The organism is Bacillus sp. ISL-46, from assembly GCF_018613205.1.
Genome location: NZ_JAGGQR010000026.1, coordinates 44,223 through 64,216 on the forward strand (window position 1 = coordinate 44,223; position 19,994 = coordinate 64,216).

Sequence of the window (19,994 nt, forward strand, 5' to 3'; positions counted from 1 at the left end):
TTGAGAACTAAGGACTGGAGATTGATGGTATGAAATTATTCATCTGTGGTTATGCTGCCGGCATGATCGTTACTGTTATCTGTATGTATATTGGTTATAACTGGTATTTATTTAAAGGAGGCAAGTAACATGGCGGTAATGACCGTGGTAGTAAAAGCAACTGGACTGGATATATTTACACAATTGGCACAAATCATCAAGGATGTTACGGATGATGAACGGGTACCTGCTTCAGTTAGAGAAGAAGTAATGGACAAGGTTAATAGCATCTTAGATTCAAAGGATGAGGAGTAATGGGTGAGGATTAGATGAAACCTTATGCTGCTAAGTTCTATAAGTCGAAGCAGTGGAAGAACTGTAGAGCTTCTTACTTTAATCATAGATATGGGTTGTGTGAGCGATGTCAAGGACCAGGTAAGATAGTTCATCACAAGAGTTACATAACGCCTGATAACATTAATGATCCAGACATCACGCTTAGCTTCACTAACCTAGAACTTCTATGCCAAGACTGCCATAACAGGGAACATCATGAGAAAAATTCTCCTACAATTTATGGCTTAATGTTCGATAAAGAAGGCAATTTGGTTCAAAAAAGTAATAATTTTATATAAATATTTTCCCAAACCCCCCCTAAAAATTTTAAAAACAAAAAATGTCGGGGACCGGAGGGGGGACTTTCGAAGAACGCGCAGGTCGCGTGCATGAGGGGTGTAGTATTCAGTGATAGGAAGGAAGTGATTTTTATGAGTGAAAATCAGGATATAGAAAAACAAAAACGGATTAAAAAAGAAATATCGAGACTTAACGGATTATTGAAAAAGTTAGATAGTAAAAAAAAGAAGGCTGTTGATTCACTTATAAAAAACGCTGCCTTCATGACTGTTACCCTTGAGGATCTCCAGGATGACATAAATGAAAATGGTGTAACTGAAACATATCAGAATGGCGCAAATCAATTTGGTACTAAAAAATCATCAGCAGTAGAAGTCTACAACACGATGATAAAAAACCATATGCAAGCCATGAAACAGTTAACCGATTTACTTCCTAAAGAAACACCATTGGAGCATGATGATGGGTTTGACGACTTTGTGATGAACAAATGAGTAAAAGATATCCTTTAACCTACAATCCCGTCATTGAATATTATGAGCAGATTGAATCTGGAAAAGAAATTGTAGGCAATAAGGTTCGTCGCATTTATAAAAAGTTAGTTGATGATATTTACGATATCAAATCCATTTATGAATATGATTCCAAAAAAGCGAATCACGCCATTGAGTTTATTGAGAATTTCTGCAAACATTCAAAGGGTAAATGGGGCGGCAAACCGATTGAACTCGAATTATGGCAGAAAGCTTTTGTTTCGGCTTCATTTGGATTCGTCCACAAGATAGATGGTACAAGAAAATACCGTGAAGTGCTTTTGGTTGTGGCCCGTAAAAACGGAAAATCAACAATTGCTTCTGGAATCGGTTTGTATTTACAAATTGCAGATGGTGAACCTGGTTCAGAAGTTTATGCGGTAGCAACCAAGAAAGACCAGGCTAAATTAGTTTGGTTAGAATCGAAACGGATGGTTAAAAAATCTCCTGTTCTTCTAAAACGCATCAAACCATTAGTTTCAGAATTGGTTTCAGAATGGAATGATAGTTCATTCAAACCTCTAGGTTCTGACAGTGAAACATTAGACGGATTAAACGTTCATGGGGCTATGATGGATGAGATTCACGCATGGAAAGATAAGAATCTATATGATGTTATTGTGGATGGTACATCAGCTCGTGAACAACCTATGATTTTTATGATTACCACTGCTGGGACCATTCGAGAATCTGTTTATGACATGAAATATGAAGAGGCAGAAATGCTATTGAATGGGTTCGATGATAAAGAAGGTTACAAAGATGACCGTTTCCTCCCCATCATTTATGAATTGGACAAAAGGGAAGAATGGACTGATCCTGCTACTTGGAAAAAAGCGAATCCTGGCTTGGGAACCATAAAGAAAGTGGACCAGTTAGGAACCAAGGTTAATAAAGCACAAGCAAATCCATTGCTAGTAAAGAACTTGCTAACCAAAGACTTTAATATTCGTGAAACTTCTAGCGAAGCCTGGTTAACCTTTGAACAATTGAATAATACGGAAACCTTTGATGTAGAAAAGTTAATGCCTAATTACGGCATAGGTGGTGTGGACTTATCCAGCACGACAGACTTAACAGCAGCAAAGGTAATTTTTATGCTACCGGATGATCCGAGGATATATGTAAAACAAATGTATTGGTTGCCTGAAGATTTACTTGAACAGCGTACTAAGGAAGATAAGATACCTTATGATTTATGGCATGATCAAGATTTATTAAGGACCACGCCCGGCAATAGTGTTCATCCTAAGTTTGTCACTGAGTGGTTTTTGGAAATACGCGATGAATTTGGAATTTATATTCCGTGGATTGGTTATGATAGCTGGTCTGCTAGGTATTGGGTTGAGGAAATGCAAGGACATTTCGGAAAAGAATCGATGATACCTGTAATTCAAGGTAAAAAGACCTTATCAGCTCCTATGAAAATGTTGGGCGCTGATTTAGAAGCGAAAAAAATCATTTATAACAATCATCCTGTGGACAAATGGTGCTTATCTAATACTGCAATTGAGGTTGATAAGAATTTGAACATCCAACCATGTAAGACAAATAATCAACGCCGGAGAATTGACGGTACTGCAGCTCTTTTAAATGCGTATGTCGTTCTCCAAGAAAAGAAAAATGATTATCTTAACATGGTTTAATCGAAAGGTGGTGAGAATTTGGGACTATTTGATCGCATTTTCAATAAAAACAAAAATCCTGCTACAACAACTAGGTTTGAAATGATTAATGATTCATCCAATGGATTCTATTCTTGGAATGGGAACATTTATCAGAGTGATATTGTGAGAGCTTGTATTCGCCCCAAGGCGAAAGCAGTTGGGAAACTTACGGCCAAACATATTCGTGATAATGCCACAGAGTTTAAAGTCAATCCGGACCCATACATGCGGTTTATTTTAGAAGAACCTAACCCATTGATGACCGGGCAGATGCTTCAGGAAAAAATGGCAACACAAATGGAGCTAAACAATAATGCTTTTGCATTTATCAAACGGGATGAACTTGGTTATGCTGCTGAAGTGTATCCAATACCATGCACCACTGTAGAAGTTGTGGAAGGAAGTCTAGGCGATATCTTTCTTAAGTTTTATTTTGGTAATGGAAAGCAAATGACCATTCCATACACGGATATCATTCATTTAAGAAAAGATTTTAATGAAAATGATTTCTTTGGCGAGCATCCTGGTCAAGCGTTATCTCCACTAATGGAGGTAATCAATACCACAGACCAAGGTATTGTGAAGGCTATTAAAAACAGCAATGTGATTAAGTGGATTTTAAAGTTTACATCTGTTTTAAAACCTGAAGATACAAAGAAACAAGTCGATGCTTTTATTAATGATTATTTAAACATTGAAAGTAATGGTGGGGCAGCTGCTGCAGATCCACGCTACGACTTGCAACAAGTAAAACCAGAAAGCTATGTACCTAATGCAGATCAAATGAAAGAGACTCTGCAAAGGATATATAGCTTTTTTAATACAAATGAAAATATTATCCAAAGTAAATTTACTGAGGACCAGTGGAATGCTTATTATGAGTCTGAAATCGAACCTGTGGCAATGCAGTTATCTGGAGAATTTACTAGAAAGCTTTTTTCCAGACGAGAACGCGGATACGGAAACAAAATTATTTTTGAAGCGTCGGCTTTACAGTACGCTTCTATGTCCACAAAGATGAATCTTGTACAAATGGTTGATCGTGGAGCAATGACACCGAATGAATGGCGTTCTATCCTATCCTTGGGACCTATTGAAGGTGGAGACAAGCCTATACGTCGTTTAGATACTGCGTTGGTTAAAGACGGCAATAAAGGAGGTGATGATGGTGAAAAAAACGGAAGTAAGGCAGCTGATAACTGAAAAATTGGAAGTTAGAGCAGTTACTGATGGTCAAAAAAAGACTATCGGCGGTTATGCTGTTAAATATAATTCGCCTACCTTAATTCGCGATAGGTGGGGTGATGAATTTCTTGAGGAGATCTCTACTGGTGCCTTTGATAATTCACTTCAAAATAGGAATCAAAAAGCATTATGGAATCATGATAAATCAAAACCATTAGGAAGCGTATCAGCAGGAACATTAAGGTTTAATTCTGATACTTCTGGATTGAATTATGATATTGATTTACCTAACAATACATTCGGAAATGATGCTTATGAAAGTGTACAACGCGGTGATGTAGATGGTTCTTCATTTGGCTTTGTTTGTACTAATGACGTTTGGTCAAAGGTTCAATACGAAGGTAGAGAGATTTATAAAAGAAGCATTGTAGAAGCTGAACTGTTTGAAGTAAGTCCCTGCACTTTTCCGGCTTATGATACAAGTCAAATAAGTGTTAGGAGTTTAGAAGATTTTAAGAAAACAGAACAAGAAAATTCAGACCTCAGAAAAAAATTATTGATTCAAACACTCTTTTAGAAATGAGGTGATGATAATGGAACTTCATGAAATTGAAGCAAGAAAAGCAGCTTTAAAAAATACAATTGATTCGTATCAAAGGCAAATTGATCCTTTAGAAAAAGAGCTAAAAGATTTGGATAAGCTAGAGTCACAACAAAAAAAGAAAGATAAATAATTTACTAATATTAGAAACGGATGGTGTTTATTTATATGAAAACTTTCAAAGAAATTTTAGATAGAAAAGTAGAATTGCGTACAATGCTAGAAGATCCTAAAGCAGACCTTGCTGCCATTGAAACAGAACTTCGTGAACTTAACGAAATGCAGGCCAAAATTGAAAAGAGAGAACAGCTTATGAAAGAAGCTGGCGAAATCAACAAGGGTGCAGCTGGTGAAACTCGAGGAATCTTTTCTCCTAATGCAAATGAAAAAGAGGTTGAAGAAAGGGAAGATAAATATTCTTCTTTTGAATATCGCAAAGCGTTTAGAACTTATGTAACTACAGGAGTTATGTCGGAAGAATTACGCGCTAATGCAACAACAGTAACTACTGACATTGGTGCTGTAATTCCGACCACAATCATGAATGAAGTCGTCCAAAAAATGAAATCTTATGGGCAGATTTTCTCTAGGATTCGAAATACAGCCTTTAAAGGCGGATTAAAAATCCCGACTGCTTCCGTTAAGCCAGTAGCAACATGGCAAGGTGAAGGTACTCTATCTGATAAGCAAAAGAAAACCATCAATACCTTTATTGAGTTTAGTTATTACAAATTGCAATGCAGAATTGCTACTAGTTTAGAAGCTGAAACTGTCGCTTTGCCTGTTTTTGAAGCTACTCTTGCATCAGATATGGCTGAAGCTATGGTTGTCGCAATTGAAAAGTCTGTTATTAGCGGTACTGGTACTGGACAGCCAAAAGGTATTCTTGCCCACACTACAGAAATTCCTGCTGCTCAACAAATTACAGTTGCATCTGCTGATATCAGTAAATGGGATAAATGGAAAAAGAATGTTTTTGCAAATATTCCATTGGCTTATGAAGGAAGCGGAATTCTTATTATGTCTAAGGCTACTTTCGAAGGTTATATCGATGGAATGGTTGATACAAATGGTCAACCTATTGCTAGAACAAACTATGGAATTACAGGGTCACCAGTAAGACGATTTGGCGGTTATGATGTGTTATGTGTTGAGCCTGACTACTTAGCTAACTATGCTGCAGCTGCTACTGGTGATGTATTTGCTGTATTTGTTGATTTAAGCGAGTATGTATTCAACTCCAATCTTCAAATGGCAATGAAACGTTATTTCGATGAGAACACAGACGAATGGATTGATAAAGCAACTCTTATTGGTGATGGAAAATTAAGAGATGCAAATGGAGTATTGTTAATTAAGAAAGGTGCCTAATGAGGTGAATTAGAAAGGAGCCACTTTGAGGTGGCTCTTTTCTTTTGAAAGCAGGTGTTTAAATGCTTGATAAGATTCGTAAAAGCCTTAGAATCACTCACAATGCTCTTGATGATGAAATTCAAGATTTGATTGATGGGGCTATTTTAGATTTACAACTTTCTGGAGTTAAAAAAACCGATAGTGATGATCCGTTAATTATCCGAGCGGTTACAACCTATTGTAAGGCTAATTTTGGTTTTGATAATCCTGATTCTGAAAAGCTTAATCAAGCTTACACATCATTAAAAATACATTTGTCCTTAGCTGGTGATTACAATGTTGTTTCGTGATGTTATCGATCTTATTTCAGTCACTCTTACTGAAAATGACATGGCCGACACTATCGAAATAAAAAGTAATCGGCAAATATTCGCAAATAAAAAATCTATAAGTCAATCTGAATTTTATCAAGCAGCTTCCACAGGATTAAAGCCAGAAATAAAATTTGAGGTTCGGTCCAGTGAATACCTGGACGAACCAAAACTCTTGTTTAATGGTAAAGAATATGAAATCCTGCGGACGTTTGATAAAAACGGTGAGATCATAGAGCTTATTTGCACTGGAATTGTTAATAAAGGTGATTCCAATGGCTAGAAGAGACTCCAATAACAACGCACAAAGATACTCCTCATTTGCCCCTGATGTCAAGAAAGCATTAGGTCAATTGGAGAAAAAAGCATTAAGAGAAGTAGCTAAATTTTTGAGGAAAGAAATTAAGCGAGCTGTCCCTGTGGATGAAGGAGACCTCAAAAAGAATGTGGGTTCATGGGTAAGAGGAAAGGCAAGCGAAGCACCGGTCCTTCAAATTGGTGTGTATGATGCAGCTAGAGCAAGAAAAAAAGGCTACACATACGCATATCATGCCCATTTAGTTCAATTTGGTGCTCGTAATGGAGAAATGCCAGCTACCGATTACATGCGAGGGCCAGTATTCGGAAATATTGACTTAATTCGCCAGCTTCAAGCGGAATACTTAAGGCAAATAGAACATCTAAAGGCAAACGGCTTGCCAGAAGTGGAGGATGAAGAAGCAGATGATTAATCTAAGAAAAGCATTAATTTCTTACTTAAAAGGCATTCACCCCCGTGTTTTTTATCAGGCTGCTCCTGATAAAGCCGTTTATCCTTATATAGTTGTTAATTTTCCTAACAGTTCCGATGATGGAGAATTTCAAGAACTCTTCATTTTAGATATCGATGGATGGGATAGAACAGGCGACACTACAACCCTGGAAAATCTAATGGTTAGTATTAACGGATTGAATAAAAAAACATTGATGGCTGATGATTTAGCTGTCACTTTTTATTTAGACCGTAAATTAGCATTAACCGATCCCGAACCTCTCATAAAGAGAAGGAAATATATTTATCAAGCTAGGTTATATAAAAGGGAGTGAAGATAAGTGACAAAACTAAAACAAGAACAGATCGATAACATTCAAATTGATTACGGTATTGTCATACTGAATTATGGAGAACTCGACGCAGAACGTCTAGGACCTACTAAAGGCGGCGCTGAATTTAATGCCACCAAGAATATTCGTGATATTGAATATGATGGTTCATTAGGGAAATCGGTGGGGATGCAGGTCATTGACGAAATCAACGCTTCTCTTAAATTCAGCATCTTGGATACGAGTCTTGAAACATTAGCGAAGACCTTGCCTCAAGCAGATTATGACGATATTACTAAAATCATTAAAAACAATAAAGGTGGCGCTATCCCAGCTTCGAGATACTTTAAAAACATTACAATGTTTGGAAAGCTAATGAATGGTAAATACAAAAAAATCACGATCTTCAATGCCATGAATGAAAGTGATTTTGTCCTATCATCTGCTCCAAAAGCGGAAGGTGAGATTGCACTCGAAGTGTTCGCGCACTGGGATCCATTAGAAGTATCAGACGATTTATATTCAATCGAAGATGTAACAACTATCACAGAACCAGCTTAAGGACAGGGAGACTATCCCTGTCTTTTTTTATATGAGGAGGAGAAATAATGCTTACTTTAAAACAAGGAATTAAACTCTCAGCCATTATTGATAAATTAGATATTCAAGTAACGAATGCGAAATCCTCACAGGAAGCGGTCGGCGCTGATTTAATCATGCAGGTAGTTAAAAAAGCTTACAAGGCAGAACAAGAGATTTATACTTTTGTGGCTGAAATTAAGAAATGTACTATTCAAGAAGCAGAGGAAATCGACTTAATCAGTTTTATTAAAGAATTATTTTCTGATGCAACCACAGCTGGTTTTTTCAAATCTGCTGCCAAATCAAATGTCCAAGAATAGTCGAATTACTATCTAAGACTTATGATTTGTCAGCCATTCTTGATTTACCCTTATCACTAAGTTATATAAAACATGCAATCGACAAAGAAACCGAGAACACAGACTGGCAATTGTGGATGGCTATTTATCCTCATATGATGATGGAAAAAATCAAATTCATGTCGTTCGATGAGTTTAAACAAAAATTGCACTCTCCAGTTCATAAACATTCGGATAAAACATACGAAGAAATTGGCCGGGAAATGGATGATGTGATTGCCTCCTATGAAGGGAAGGTGAAGTAAAAGTTATGGAGATATTCAAATTATTTGGATCCATATTCATTGATAACGATAAAGCGGATAAAGCAATTGATGACACTGAGAAAAAAGGGCAAGGCCTCTCTAAAGTTTTCGGTACTCTTGGTGGAGCTGCTGCAACTGCAGGTAAATTAATCGGAGGAGCCTTACTAGCAGGAACCGGATTAGCAGGTGTCGGTATCGGAGCGATGGTTCTTGCTGGTGATGACCTTCAAAAAGCGTTAAATGGACTACAAGCCTCAACAGGATCCACCACTGATGAAATGAAAGACATGGGCGATTCAGTTAAGGAAATCTACGGAAATAATTTCGGGGAATCATTTGAACAAATTGGAGAGGTTATGGCCAATGCTAAAAAAATCACTGGTGAATGGGGCGAGGATCTTAAGTATCTTACCCAGGATGCTTTAATGTTCAGTGATACCTTTGGCTATGATACGAATGAATCTATACGTTCAGCTGATAAACTGATGAAACAGTTTGGATTAGCTGGTTCGGATGCCATGGCATTAATTGCAGAAGGTTCACAGAAGGGGCTTAATTATGCCGATGACCTTCTTCCTACCATTGACGAGTACTCTGTTTATTTCAAACAGGCTGGATTCTCAGCTAGTGAGATGTTTGGACTCTTCCAAAATGCAAAATCTGCAGGAATTTTTAACCTTGATTATGCTGGGGATGCAATTAAGGAATTCGGAATTATAATGACCGAGCAAGGCGGTTCAGCTGCTGAAACATTAGACAATATGGGTCTGAATGGTGCTGCACTGCAAAAACAATTCGCTAAAGGTGGAGATGGAGCCAAGAAAGCTTTGGCTGAAATATCACAAGCTTTAGCAAAAGAAAAGAATCCACAAAAGCAATATTCCGATGGTGTAGCCTTATTCGGTACTAAATTTGAAGATGTTGGAGCTAAGGGAATCCTGGCTATGACAAAGACGAATGATAGTATAAAAGGCTCCATAGATGTATTGAATGAAATAAATGAAATTAAATATGACTCATTTGGTGAAGCATTAACAGGCATAGGTCGTCAAATAACTACAGGTATTATTCTGCCGTTAAGCGAAAAAGTAATGCCGAAATTAAACGAATTTGCCCAATGGATTTCAGGACATCTGCCACAAATTAAATCAGGTATAGAGACTGCTATTGGTGGAGCTACTGAAGTTTTTAACAAGTTGAAAACAGCCATTAAATTTGTCATCGATAATTTTAATATTATTGGTCCTATTATCGCAGGTGTTACTGCCACACTTACGGCGCAATTAATTATAAACACTCTCGTTGGTTTATATGGAAAATGGAAAGCCGCAACGCAAGCACAAACAACCATGCAATGGTTACTTAATGCGGCAATGAATGCGAATCCAATTGGATTGGTTGCTCTAGCGATTGGAGCATTAATTGCAGTAGGTTTACTACTTTGGAAAAACTGGGATTCCGTAAGTAAATGGCTAACAAAATCCTGGCAATGGATCAAAAATGTGGCCGTATCTGTTTTTGATTGGCTCGTTGGTTTTTTTAAAAAATGGGGTCTAACTATTTTAGCAGTAATCACTGGCCCAATTGGGATACTAGCCCTACTAATCTTTAAAAATTGGGACAAAATCAAGTCGAAATCAATCGAAATTTGGTCAGCCATAAAAACTAAAGCAGCAGAAATTTGGGGTAATTTGAAATCGGCGATTGTCGGAAAAGCATCTGAAATTTGGAATAGCGTGAAGTCAAAATTTGAATCCTTAAAAAATTCGATTTCAGAAAAAATGAACGCTGCCAAATCAAAAGCAGTTGGAATTTTTGGAGAAATAAAATCAGCTATTACCGGAAAAGCAGGGGAAATTTGGTCAAATATAAAAACCAAGTTTGAGAACATTAAATCCGCCATAACAAAACCAATTAATGCGGCACGAGATGCTGTTAGTACGGCACTTGGTAAAATTAAAAGCCTGTTTAGTGGACTTGGCTTAAAACTACCTGATATTAAGACTCCTCATTTTAAATTAAAAAACTGGTCCAAGAACCCTTTGGATTGGGTGAAAAATATGCCGTCCTTAGGTATTGAATGGTACGCAAAGGGAACCAATTATGCGGATGGTGGATTGTCTGTTGTTGGGGAACATGGTCCAGAAATACTTAATATCCCGCGCGGATCACAAGTAAAAAATGCGAGTGAGACACGAGGATTATTAGATAAACGTGGCGGCGATATTAATGTTCAGATTGATGCAAAGTCAGTCGATTTAGATGAGTATCAATTGCTGAGGGTGTTCCAACGGTTGGAGGTGCTTCATGGATAAAATCTCTTGGATTGACAGCCAGGGCACTGAATATCCATTGACCTTTCAAGATAATTTTTCTGTATTAAGTACAAGCGGATTATTTATGCCCCAGATTGAATTTGTGGAGGAAGAGGCACCGTTTCAGTCGGGTAGTAGATTGAGGAATATTCAAGTAAAGCCCCGTGATGTCGATGTTCAATTATTTATAAAATGCGAGTCAGAAATTGAACTCAGACAAAAGGTTAGAGACTGCTTAAGAATGTTTAACCCTTTAACTGGGGATGGAAAATTAAAAGTAACAGCTCCTGATGATAGTCAAAGGGAACTTATTTGCCGTTACAAAGCAGGGTTAGAAGGGACAGAAAGCAAAGATTCTAAAGGGCGTACATGGAAAATCGTATTATTGATATTTAGAGCCTTTGACCCATTCTGGCACGATTCAAACACCATCGTCCAAACCTTTAAAATTAATGAATCACCAGGTACATTCTTTCCTATCTTTCCTTTACGCTTATCTTCATCCACAGTCTTTGCTGATATAAGCATTGAAAATACAGGAGATGTGGAAACCTGGCCGGAATGGATCATCACAGGACCTGGTGAAAATATCGTCTTGAGGAATATGTCCACAGGGGATGTCATGAACTTAGAAACTTCTTTAGGTGTGGGCGAAACCATCACTATCGACACAAATCCATACGCTAAGACTGTGACGAAAAATGATGGGGCTAACCTTTTCTATACCCTGATTGATGAAAGCTCTCTCTGGTCCTTGCAAGAAGGCGAAAATAGCATTCAATTAGAAATGGCTAATGCGACAACAGAATCAAGCATCCAATTAACCTATCGCAATCGATATTGGGGGCCATAAGATGTATAACATTTATATTAGAGATTCCAATTTTAAAAGAATCGGAGAAATAACCGATTTTAATAAACTGGACCTGATACCACGCTTTAATGCGGTAGGATCGTTTGTTTTAGACTTGCCGACTGATTGCGCAGCTACGCGTGAACTAATTAAAAATAAGGCTGGAATCATCGTCAAAAAAGACGGGCAACCCGTTTTTTCAGGAACTATTTCAAGCCGAAAGCGGTCGTTTAGTAAAGATGCGGACACCATGACCCTTGCCGGGAAAGATGATATGGCTTATCTTGCAAAACGACTAGCATATCCCGTCCCATCTGCTGATTTTTATTTGTCGGATTATGATGTCCGGACAGGAAAAGCAGAAACGATAATGAAACAGTTTGTGGATGTGAATGCAGGTCCTAGCGCACCTATTGAAAGCCGAAGAGTTTTTACTTTAGAGGCAGACAAAGGCTTAGGGAATACAATCACAGGCAGAGCCCGTTTTCACAGCCTCTTGGAACTCCTCACCTCGTTAAGTGGGGGATTAGGATTTCGAGTGATACAGGTTGAGGATTCTTTGCAGTTCCAAGTTTATCAACCGAGCGACAAAACACGGTCAGCTTTTTTTAGTCCATTACTCGGTAATCTATCATCCTTTGAATACAGCAACGATAACCCAGAAGCGAATCTAGTCATCGTAGGCGGCGGTGGAGAAGGCAAAGACCGTATCATTAGGTATAAGCAAGATAATACTTCAATCGTTAAATACGGACGATCTGAGACCTTTATTGACAAGCGAGATACATCAGACGTAACCGAGTTAGATCAATCGATAGACGAGGAAATGATAAATAACGCTGAACAGAATAGTTTTAGCTTTCTGCCGATTGATACACCTCAATTGGCTTTTATTCGTGACTACGGACTTGGAGATAAAGTTTCCATTGTCCTCACACAGCCGAACGAAATCATCACGAAAGAAATCCTGAACTATTACCTATCTTTTTATCAATCGGTATCAGAAGAAAACGTGCGTGTTCGCAAAATCCAAGAAAAATTAGATGTCATCCAAGATATCGTCCGAGAAGTAAAAATAACGATCACTCCAGAAGGTGATTCCATCAATCCTGTGGTAGGTACATCCGATAGTAATAATAATGCGATCTTAGGGATTTTTGAAAAGATGAAAAAAATCACGAAGCGGTTAAGTAATTTAGAAAGAAGGTGATTCGATGACACAAGTATCTTATCCTTTTTCGAATAGTCCTATTTTAGATGCAAGCCAATGGTCTAAAATGGCGCAAAAATGGCTGGACACAGGAGTTTTGAAAGGGTCCCTAAACGAATTACAAGTTTATGCAGATTCAACAGGGATGCAAGTCAAAGTGAAATCTGGTCAAGCTTATTTAAAAGGCCACTTTTATGAGTCAGATGCAGAGGAAGTATTAGCGATTGGTACGGCTGACACAACCAACCCTCGTATTGATTGTGTTATAGTACGCTTGGATTGGGTAGCTAATACCATACAATTAGCGGTGCTCCAAGGAGTTCCGGCTGCTACCCTGTCTGCTCCTGCGCTCACACAAAATACAAGCCGGTGGGAAATATCCTTAGCGCAAGTCCGGGTGAATGCGAACGTATCGACTATTACATCCGGAAATATCACGGATGAACGAACCTACGAACGAAATCAAGCTGTACTTTGGTCAGGAGCTAGTTATGTTGGAGTAGGACAAACGATTACACCAACTAAAAAATTATCAAACTGTAGAAACGGTTGGCTGCTTATATGGTCAGATTATGATCCTGGTGTAGGTGCAAACAATTGGGGTATTGCATCTACACCTATTTTTAAAGCCTCTGCCGCCCTTTTTAATGGGGCTGAAAATACCTTTGACGTATCCAATAGTTTAACTACATCAACAATCAACATGACAGGTAAATCCATAAATGTTTATGATGATAAAATCATGGGAACAGCGCTAAATGACCCAACGGATAATACCAATAATTCTAGCGATGTTTGCTTGCGCTATATCATAGAGTTTTAGGAGGAGACTACCGATGAAAATATTTGTTTATATAGATGAGACCAATCGAATCCTGCAATATGGAAGCGTAAAAAGTAGCTCAGGTGAGATCGAGATTGACGTATCAGAAAACCACGAAGTGATTAAAAATCCCTTTGTTTATAAATATGTGGATGGACAATTAGTGAAGGATGAAACGTATCAGCAAGAATTAATCGAGCTCAAAAACAAGCCAACACCAATCGAAGAATTGCAACGACAACAAATAGATTTAGCCTTTACATTAATGTTAAACGGGGTGATTTAAATGGATTGGTACTCTTATGCGAAAAATGATTGGGCAATTTATCACGATGCTACCCGTATTCATAAGTATGTGGAATTTGGGAAAATCACTGCGGTTCAATACGAAGAAATCACTGGAGAACCTTACCTAGCGTAGGGTTCTTTTAGTTTGGAGGTGATTAGATGGCTGATTTAGGCAAAGATTTATTAATATCAAAAGGGAAAATACCCCCGCAATTTTTGGACGAATCCACAGGGCAATTTGTAGTGGCTAAAGGATCCGACGGAGCTCCATACTATCGAGCTCGAGGAACCATAGCCATGGAAGCGTGGGAAGGTTCAGCTAATGAAACAAAAACGTTTGACAGCAATCGATATGGCTTTTCTGTCATGAATGATGGGACAGCGGATCTCACATTTGTCATTAATACTCAAACACGAAAGGTGAAGCCAGGGGAAGCCTATTCTTCTTTATTTGATCCGTTTACCACACTCACGATCAATGCAACTAGTGCCTATCGTGCGGAGGTGTTGAGGTAATGCCATGGGAACATAAACAACCAGATTTAACAAATAATCCGTTATATTTAGAGCCCAGGGTGACAGCTGCTGAGTCGCAGTTGGCGGATAAGGCGACGAAGGCAGATGTTGGTAATAGGGCAAGCGTATTTCATAATGCCACATACGAAAGTATTACCTCATGGCTGAATGAAGCCGAATCTAGGCAAAATGACTACGGTATAAGTATAAAAGGGCGGAAGTATAACGCTAGTGGTTCCCGACAAACTACAACAGGAACTATTTCGTCTAGTTCTAATCAGTTAACCGTGTCATCTGTAATCGACTATAAAGTCGGGCACGGAATACTAATTCAGGGCGCAGGGTCAAAAAATGAAGTAGTCGTTTTGACTGTGTATAGCTCTCCAACAGCATCTGGGAATGTTGATTTATTTCTCAATGATGTAAGATATACGATAAATGTCGTTTCTGGTGATACTACTTCCATTGTTGCAAACAAAATCGCAACATTATCGGGAGGATACGCAGGGTGGACAGTTGTTAGGTCTGGTAGTGCTGTAACATTTACGGCTACAAGTGCAGGAACTAAGAAAGAAGCAAGGTATATCTATAACAGCACAGGAGCGAAAGCTCAATGTATAAATTCTGTCAGAGGAACATTGAATTTAATTACAAAAGTAACGGCAATTGATACAGTTACTAAAGTATTAACTTTACGGGATAACGCATCCGTAACAGTTACCAATGTAAATATATATCACGACGACGGGGAAGTTATAAACCAAGCGATTTCAGACCTACCTGTTAATTTAGGTGGTACGATAAGGCTACCTGAAGGTGACTATAACATTACTACATTAAAACCAAAAACAGGTGTTACTTTAAAAGGGAACAGTATTGAATCAACAAAGTTATGGGCTAATATTGAAAGTGTAGAATCATTAGCCGAAATAGATGCAGGTATTGTGCAACGTATCAAAATAGAAGACATGTATTTAAACTGTGACAATAAAAGGAAATACGGGCTTTATTTCCACGCACAACCAATTACGTCTTCTCCTTATCATGGTGGACTATGGTACGGAACCTTCAAGAAATTAAGAATAAGATATTTTACTGATACAGGTTTATGGTTAAAAGGCGGGTATGAAGAAGGATTACTACCAAACCAATTTAACCGATTTGAGGATATTTGGTGTTGGCACGATCCAGTTACGTATCCAGGAAGTAGAGCATTAAAAATAACAGGTCAAGTCGGACAACATACTTTTACCGATAGTCAGTTTGACGGAAGTTTAAAAGGAACAGGAACTAATATTACAATTGGTCGCTATAATGATCCTGTGATGGGGTATGTTGCAGATGCCGCACCAGCGATCATTAATTTCATTACGTGTACCACACAAGCCGCAGATTTAGGTGTTGAAATAGATAGAGCTTCCAATATTAATTTTAACGGAATCTGGCTCGAAGATTTATACAGAGGAATTAAAATTTCAACATCGTCTTGGCAAACAAACATTAAAGGTTGTCACTTTGCAGACGCCTGTTCGGATGGTAATGGGAATGGGTATGGAGTTTATGTAGGCTCTTTATCTACTGGCGTCATTGAAGGCAATTATATTTTAGGCGCCTGTGATATTTTTATTAAGGGTGATAATCACAGGGGAATGAAAACAGGAGCTAATTATGGCGGGGGAAAAACATCAGGGATAGTCAAACAATATGGAGGAATTGGAACCATAACAACCTATTTAGAGCGTCTAGTAATGGTTAGTACAAGTTCGACACCATTAACGACTATCACTTCGCATCTTGCCCCCGGTGAAGAAATAACGGTATTAGCTTGGGGAGCTGGGAGCACAACTTTAACACTGCAATCAGGTGGAAATTTAACATTAGGTGGAAAAACAGAAGTAATATTACGTGAAAAAGAAACAGCAACCTTCATTAAATCTGATTTAGGAGCTGATTTAATACTTGTTTCAGTCAGCAGAACTTACCCACAACAAGCAAATATACCAAACACTTCTGGAGCAACACTTGTTAACTTGGAACTAGAAGTAAACAAAATTAAAGATGCTCTTAGAGGATTCGGTGCAATATCCAGTTCATAATAACTTATAGATAATATTAGGATTAAATGTTATATTTATATAAAAACTGTGAGGATTATTATTATGAGTGAAAACATGTACAAAATGGATAAGAAAGTTTCAAGATAGATTTCTATTAAGGGGAAAAATTTTAATGAAAAAAGTGAACACAAATTTTCTAAATGGCACGAGATTTTTATTAGCATTATGGGTAGCTATTGGCCATTTTTATAAGTACATTGGTGGTACAGAGTTTATAAAAATCCCCGTGTTCAGTCGGATTTTACTTAATAACGGCCCTGCTGTGGATGGATTTATGGTGATTACTGGATTCTTAATGATGTACCACTACTTACTTAGATTAGAGAAGGAACCGTCTAATCAAATATCTACATTTGTTAAGTTTTGGTATAGACGTATTTTTCGATTATACCCTTTGTATCTGGTCACAGTAATTGTAGCTTTTTGTCTTTACAAATTTAATTTTGCTTTAATATATGAAAACTACCATTATTTCACAAATAAGGATGGCGTTTTCAAGACAACCTATAGTCCAACTGAAGTGCCAAGTTTATTCGATTTATTGGCCCATCTAACATTTATACATGGTTTTATTCCGGATGTTAATACAAGTATTCTAGGTCCTGCTTGGAGTTTATCTTTAGAAATGCAGTTTTATTTTCTATTCCCTTTCATCTTCTTGTTGCTTTTTAGGAAAAATAAACTTTCAAACATAATGTTTATACTGTTAACAATAGGGTCACTAGCGGCTAGCATAGTAATACCTAAATTACTTGGAACATGGGATGTACCAGGTTCATTAGCTAATTTAGAAGCACCCGCAATACTACCTTATAAGTTACATTTTTTTGTTTTAGGAATGATTATGGCTTCTGTAGTATTAAAAAAATTAGATTGGAAGCATCTGATTTTTTGGTTGATAATTACGATACCATTTCAAGGTCTTTTTACTAAAGCGACGGTAGTATTTATTGTGTTTTTCATGTTCTCTCCAACGTATGAAAAGTTTTTACCTAAAATAGTTATGAATATAATCAATTTTTTCAAGAGTCTATTGTCTAATAAATTATCACAATTTGGTGCGGATGTTTCGTATTCTCTTTATTTAATTCATATGATTATCCTACCTTATGCTGTAAAGCTTGCTATTAGCATTGTCAGCGGAAATAAGTTAATTGCAGCTGTAGTTTCATTGACAATCTTCATTACATTAAATTTATTAATCTCGTATTTATTATTTAAAGTCCTAGAATTGCCGGCTAACGCTTGGGGAAAAAGATTGATATCCAAGAAATTTCTTTATAAAAATAATTCAATTGTGAAAAAAGGCGCATGATTTTAAGAGTCCATTTGGGCTCTTTTGTTTATTGCACATTTGGAGAAAACTTAGATGTAAGTGAAAAGTAAGAATCGAGTAGGAAAAGAGCAAGAAGTGGGCTGAAAATCAGTACTCTTTTTTAATTAATTTTGGATAATCTCCCTCATTATGAAACATGATAATTGTAACGTTTGTGTGTGGGAGGAGTATTTAATGCTGAGTAAATCAGACAAAATATCATCATTATTTTGGATTGCAATTCTTGGTTTGATTTTAACAACCATTTATTCAATTATCCTAGGTATGTTAGGTTATAGAACAATGAATAGGATTGATTATATTTATAAAGATAATAAGAAAAGAAATAATCAAAATAGTTAAAGAGTAACCTTTGGTTAGCTTAAGAACTTCATCGAAGAGGAAAAGATGCTCGAGGATATCCGGAAGAAGCGCTCATGATTATGGGTGCTTTTTTGGTGCATGAAAAAACCGCAACAAGTGCGGTTGTTCATAGAGGCTCAGATATATGACTAGTATACCCGCTTTATTATTATGCACGGAAGAGTTTAGTGATTGGGTAAAAGCGGAGTAAGGCAGTAAATTTTCATTTTGTGGTTATGATCCAATGACAGTAGGAATTGCTGAGATTTAAAGCCTTACTCTTAAATGAAAGTTTACACATATAAATGGGTATTTATGTATAACATTTTTCCGACGCAATTGTATTTACGACTCTCCAAAAGTGGTTAGAAATGCTGATATATCAACACTTTTGGATTATGTTTAACACAGGGAGAAAACTTAGACACAACCTTAATGAACAAAGTATATACAAAGAAAACGTTTTCATTTATACTTAAGCGAACAAACCAATAAGGGAGTTGTTCATTATGGTATATTCTGAAGAGGGTAGTTTCTTAAAAGGTCTTTTGTTTGGGACAAGTTTGAGTATACCGTTATGGATTTCTTTCTTTGGCTGGTTAAAAATGATTATTAACATCTTGAGTTAAGTCCTCCATGAGGGCTTTTTATTTTGAAGTTAAGTGATTTTATGCGAAGAGGTAAAATTGACATTTGGCATGATATACTTTAATAGGTTTAACTTTTCATATATGAAAGGATGACTTATTAATGTTAAATAATTTTAATCCCGACCAATATCTTTATCATTTTACAACGTATACAACTGCACTTGAACATATATTGACCAGCCGAACCTTAAGATTTAGTCCGTTTAGTAAAACGAATGATCCAAGAGAAAGTAAGAATTGGAACTTTACATTAATACTCTCATCAGATGACAATTTAGATAACCAAGCTGTTTATAATTTACAGAGTGAAATAAATAAATTACTAAAGAATAATACTAAATTACTTTGTTTTACTCGGGATGTGGTGTTACCCTCTGATCCTGTAAGCTTTATTAGGGGAAATGGTTTTTCACATCCAAGAATGTGGGCTCAATATGCCGGTAACCATAGTGGTATTTGTTTAGTTTTTGATAAATCTAAATTAACAAAAATAATTAATGATACTTTTGCTGAAAAAGGAACCATTTATCAAAATCATGTTTCTTATGATTCATTCTCACATGGAATGGCTTTTGATTTGAATTATGATGATGTAGAAAATAATGGAACAAAATTAAGTGTAAAAAACCACTTAGATAAGTATATTAACGAATTGTTTTTTTTGAAAATGCCTGATTGGAAAGATGAATGGGAGTTCCGTTATGTTTTATTTTCTAATCATGATAAAGAATATGAACATGTGAAATATGAAGATGCGTTAGTTAGGATAATTATTGGTGAAGATTTCCCAAGTGTTTATGAAACTTTGATTGTCGAGTATTGCAGGAAGTATAATATTTCTGCTAGTAAGATGGCCTGGAATAATGGGATTCCTGGATCATTGGGAATTTATAACCATGAATCTGGCATAAGCAAAATTTCTAGTCCTTTTTAATGTTTAATAATTTTAA

26 protein-coding genes are annotated in these 19,994 nt (G+C 36.9%); all 26 read left to right on the plus strand.

The window, feature by feature from the left end; translation table 11 throughout:
• Positions 1-129 precede the first annotated feature (129 nt).
• Positions 130-294 (plus strand): hypothetical protein, encoded by a 165-nt coding sequence (locus J7E67_RS14780; RefSeq protein ID WP_214732220.1) that lies wholly within the window; start codon positions 130-132, stop codon positions 292-294.
• Positions 295-308: 14 nt separating this feature from the next.
• Positions 309-614 (plus strand): HNH endonuclease, encoded by a 306-nt coding sequence (locus J7E67_RS14785; protein ID WP_214732221.1) that lies wholly within the window; start codon positions 309-311, stop codon positions 612-614.
• Positions 615-746: 132 nt separating this feature from the next.
• Positions 747-1,109: a hypothetical protein gene (locus J7E67_RS14790; protein ID WP_214732222.1), complete on the plus strand. Its 363-nt coding sequence runs from the start codon at positions 747-749 to the stop codon at positions 1,107-1,109.
• Positions 1,106-2,794 (plus strand): terminase large subunit, encoded by a 1,689-nt coding sequence (locus J7E67_RS14795; RefSeq protein ID WP_214732223.1) that lies wholly within the window; start codon positions 1,106-1,108, stop codon positions 2,792-2,794. Before J7E67_RS14790 ends, J7E67_RS14795 begins: the two co-directional genes overlap by 4 nt.
• 18 nt (positions 2,795-2,812) lie before the next feature.
• Positions 2,813-4,018 (plus strand): phage portal protein, encoded by a 1,206-nt coding sequence (locus J7E67_RS14800; RefSeq protein WP_214732224.1) that lies wholly within the window; start codon positions 2,813-2,815, stop codon positions 4,016-4,018.
• The gene (locus J7E67_RS14805) at positions 3,984-4,577 is read left to right on the plus strand and encodes an HK97 family phage prohead protease (protein WP_308161412.1); all 594 of its coding nucleotides are present in this window, start codon (positions 3,984-3,986) and stop codon (positions 4,575-4,577) included. Before J7E67_RS14800 ends, J7E67_RS14805 begins: the two co-directional genes overlap by 35 nt.
• A 16-nt stretch (positions 4,578-4,593) precedes the next feature.
• Positions 4,594-4,734, plus strand: a complete 141-nt coding sequence (locus J7E67_RS14810) for a hypothetical protein (RefSeq protein ID WP_214732226.1) — start codon at positions 4,594-4,596, stop codon at positions 4,732-4,734.
• Between the two features lie 35 nt (positions 4,735-4,769).
• The gene (locus J7E67_RS14815; protein WP_214732227.1) at positions 4,770-5,972 is read left to right on the plus strand and encodes a phage major capsid protein; all 1,203 of its coding nucleotides are present in this window, start codon (positions 4,770-4,772) and stop codon (positions 5,970-5,972) included.
• 62 nt (positions 5,973-6,034) lie between these two features.
• Positions 6,035-6,304, plus strand: coding sequence for a head-tail connector protein (locus tag J7E67_RS14820; RefSeq protein WP_214732228.1), 270 nt, complete (start codon positions 6,035-6,037; stop codon positions 6,302-6,304).
• The gene (locus tag J7E67_RS14825; protein ID WP_214732229.1) at positions 6,291-6,608 is read left to right on the plus strand and encodes a phage head closure protein; all 318 of its coding nucleotides are present in this window, start codon (positions 6,291-6,293) and stop codon (positions 6,606-6,608) included. Before J7E67_RS14820 ends, J7E67_RS14825 begins: the two co-directional genes overlap by 14 nt.
• Entirely contained in the window at positions 6,601-7,056 is a 456-nt protein-coding gene (locus J7E67_RS14830; RefSeq protein WP_214732230.1) for an HK97 gp10 family phage protein, read from the plus strand. Before J7E67_RS14825 ends, J7E67_RS14830 begins: the two co-directional genes overlap by 8 nt.
• The gene (locus J7E67_RS14835; protein WP_214732231.1) at positions 7,049-7,411 is read left to right on the plus strand and encodes a DUF3168 domain-containing protein; all 363 of its coding nucleotides are present in this window, start codon (positions 7,049-7,051) and stop codon (positions 7,409-7,411) included. Before J7E67_RS14830 ends, J7E67_RS14835 begins: the two co-directional genes overlap by 8 nt.
• 6 nt (positions 7,412-7,417) lie before the next feature.
• Positions 7,418-7,969: a hypothetical protein gene (locus tag J7E67_RS14840; protein WP_214732232.1), complete on the plus strand. Its 552-nt coding sequence runs from the start codon at positions 7,418-7,420 to the stop codon at positions 7,967-7,969.
• 47 nt (positions 7,970-8,016) lie between these two features.
• Positions 8,017-8,310, plus strand: a complete 294-nt coding sequence (locus tag J7E67_RS14845) for a hypothetical protein (RefSeq protein WP_214732233.1) — start codon at positions 8,017-8,019, stop codon at positions 8,308-8,310.
• 26 nt (positions 8,311-8,336) lie between these two features.
• Entirely contained in the window at positions 8,337-8,594 is a 258-nt protein-coding gene (locus J7E67_RS14850; RefSeq protein ID WP_214732234.1) for a hypothetical protein, read from the plus strand.
• Between the two features lie 5 nt (positions 8,595-8,599).
• On the plus strand, positions 8,600-10,909 hold the full coding sequence (locus J7E67_RS14855; protein WP_214732235.1) for a phage tail tape measure protein: 2,310 nt from the start codon (positions 8,600-8,602) through the stop codon (positions 10,907-10,909).
• The gene (locus tag J7E67_RS14860) at positions 10,902-11,762 is read left to right on the plus strand and encodes a phage distal tail protein (protein ID WP_214732236.1); all 861 of its coding nucleotides are present in this window, start codon (positions 10,902-10,904) and stop codon (positions 11,760-11,762) included. The genes J7E67_RS14855 and J7E67_RS14860 overlap by 8 nt, the downstream gene beginning before the upstream one ends.
• Position 11,763: 1 nt before the next feature.
• Positions 11,764-12,972 carry a siphovirus ReqiPepy6 Gp37-like family protein gene (locus tag J7E67_RS14865; protein WP_214732237.1) on the plus strand — a complete coding sequence of 403 codons (1,209 nt, stop codon included), beginning with the start codon at positions 11,764-11,766 and terminating at the stop codon, positions 12,970-12,972.
• A gap of 4 nt (positions 12,973-12,976) precedes the next feature.
• Complete coding sequence (locus tag J7E67_RS14870) at positions 12,977-13,795, plus strand: hypothetical protein (protein WP_214732238.1); 819 nt, start codon at positions 12,977-12,979, stop codon at positions 13,793-13,795.
• 13 nt (positions 13,796-13,808) lie between these two features.
• The gene (locus J7E67_RS14875; protein ID WP_214732239.1) at positions 13,809-14,081 is read left to right on the plus strand and encodes a hypothetical protein; all 273 of its coding nucleotides are present in this window, start codon (positions 13,809-13,811) and stop codon (positions 14,079-14,081) included.
• Positions 14,082-14,216: an XkdX family protein gene (locus tag J7E67_RS14880; RefSeq protein WP_214732240.1), complete on the plus strand. Its 135-nt coding sequence runs from the start codon at positions 14,082-14,084 to the stop codon at positions 14,214-14,216.
• A gap of 26 nt (positions 14,217-14,242) precedes the next feature.
• Entirely contained in the window at positions 14,243-14,599 is a 357-nt protein-coding gene (locus tag J7E67_RS14885) for a hypothetical protein (protein ID WP_214732241.1), read from the plus strand.
• Positions 14,599-16,695 carry a hypothetical protein gene (locus tag J7E67_RS14890; RefSeq protein ID WP_214732242.1) on the plus strand — a complete coding sequence of 699 codons (2,097 nt, stop codon included), beginning with the start codon at positions 14,599-14,601 and terminating at the stop codon, positions 16,693-16,695. The genes J7E67_RS14885 and J7E67_RS14890 overlap by 1 nt, the downstream gene beginning before the upstream one ends.
• Before the next feature lie 133 nt (positions 16,696-16,828).
• A complete protein-coding gene (locus J7E67_RS14895) occupies positions 16,829-18,031 on the plus strand; it encodes an acyltransferase family protein (protein WP_214732243.1) in 1,203 nt (400 codons plus the stop codon).
• Positions 18,032-18,226: 195 nt separating this feature from the next.
• Complete coding sequence (locus J7E67_RS14900; RefSeq protein WP_214732244.1) at positions 18,227-18,394, plus strand: hypothetical protein; 168 nt, start codon at positions 18,227-18,229, stop codon at positions 18,392-18,394.
• A gap of 750 nt (positions 18,395-19,144) precedes the next feature.
• Positions 19,145-19,978, plus strand: a complete 834-nt coding sequence (locus J7E67_RS14905) for a DUF2971 domain-containing protein (protein ID WP_214732245.1) — start codon at positions 19,145-19,147, stop codon at positions 19,976-19,978.
• Positions 19,979-19,994: the final 16 nt, after the last annotated feature.

Excerpts from the sequence above, each read along its gene's own strand:
- J7E67_RS14835 (WP_214732231.1), top strand. The coding sequence starts at position 7,049 with ATGATTAATCTAAGAAAAGCATTAATTTCTTACTTAAAAGGCATTCAC.
- J7E67_RS14880 (WP_214732240.1), top strand. The coding sequence starts at position 14,082 with ATGGATTGGTACTCTTATGCGAAAAATGATTGGGCAATTTATCACGAT.
- J7E67_RS14900 (WP_214732244.1), top strand. The coding sequence starts at position 18,227 with ATGCTGAGTAAATCAGACAAAATATCATCATTATTTTGGATTGCAATT.
- J7E67_RS14905 (WP_214732245.1), top strand. The coding sequence starts at position 19,145 with ATGTTAAATAATTTTAATCCCGACCAATATCTTTATCATTTTACAACG.
- J7E67_RS14885 (WP_214732241.1), top strand. The coding sequence starts at position 14,243 with ATGGCTGATTTAGGCAAAGATTTATTAATATCAAAAGGGAAAATACCC.
- J7E67_RS14865 (WP_214732237.1), top strand. The coding sequence starts at position 11,764 with ATGTATAACATTTATATTAGAGATTCCAATTTTAAAAGAATCGGAGAA.
- J7E67_RS14830 (WP_214732230.1), top strand. The coding sequence starts at position 6,601 with ATGGCTAGAAGAGACTCCAATAACAACGCACAAAGATACTCCTCATTT.
- J7E67_RS14895 (WP_214732243.1), top strand. The coding sequence starts at position 16,829 with ATGAAAAAAGTGAACACAAATTTTCTAAATGGCACGAGATTTTTATTA.
- J7E67_RS14845 (WP_214732233.1), top strand. The coding sequence starts at position 8,017 with ATGCTTACTTTAAAACAAGGAATTAAACTCTCAGCCATTATTGATAAA.
- J7E67_RS14860 (WP_214732236.1), top strand. The coding sequence starts at position 10,902 with ATGGATAAAATCTCTTGGATTGACAGCCAGGGCACTGAATATCCATTG.
- J7E67_RS14810 (WP_214732226.1), top strand. The coding sequence starts at position 4,594 with ATGGAACTTCATGAAATTGAAGCAAGAAAAGCAGCTTTAAAAAATACA.
- J7E67_RS14890 (WP_214732242.1), top strand. The coding sequence starts at position 14,599 with ATGCCATGGGAACATAAACAACCAGATTTAACAAATAATCCGTTATAT.
- J7E67_RS14855 (WP_214732235.1), top strand. The coding sequence starts at position 8,600 with ATGGAGATATTCAAATTATTTGGATCCATATTCATTGATAACGATAAA.
- J7E67_RS14820 (WP_214732228.1), top strand. The coding sequence starts at position 6,035 with ATGCTTGATAAGATTCGTAAAAGCCTTAGAATCACTCACAATGCTCTT.
- J7E67_RS14785 (WP_214732221.1), top strand. The coding sequence starts at position 309 with ATGAAACCTTATGCTGCTAAGTTCTATAAGTCGAAGCAGTGGAAGAAC.
- J7E67_RS14870 (WP_214732238.1), top strand. The coding sequence starts at position 12,977 with ATGACACAAGTATCTTATCCTTTTTCGAATAGTCCTATTTTAGATGCA.
- J7E67_RS14795 (WP_214732223.1), top strand. The coding sequence starts at position 1,106 with ATGAGTAAAAGATATCCTTTAACCTACAATCCCGTCATTGAATATTAT.
- J7E67_RS14825 (WP_214732229.1), top strand. The coding sequence starts at position 6,291 with ATGTTGTTTCGTGATGTTATCGATCTTATTTCAGTCACTCTTACTGAA.
- J7E67_RS14815 (WP_214732227.1), top strand. The coding sequence starts at position 4,770 with ATGAAAACTTTCAAAGAAATTTTAGATAGAAAAGTAGAATTGCGTACA.
- J7E67_RS14780 (WP_214732220.1), top strand. The coding sequence starts at position 130 with ATGGCGGTAATGACCGTGGTAGTAAAAGCAACTGGACTGGATATATTT.
- J7E67_RS14875 (WP_214732239.1), top strand. The coding sequence starts at position 13,809 with ATGAAAATATTTGTTTATATAGATGAGACCAATCGAATCCTGCAATAT.
- J7E67_RS14790 (WP_214732222.1), top strand. The coding sequence starts at position 747 with ATGAGTGAAAATCAGGATATAGAAAAACAAAAACGGATTAAAAAAGAA.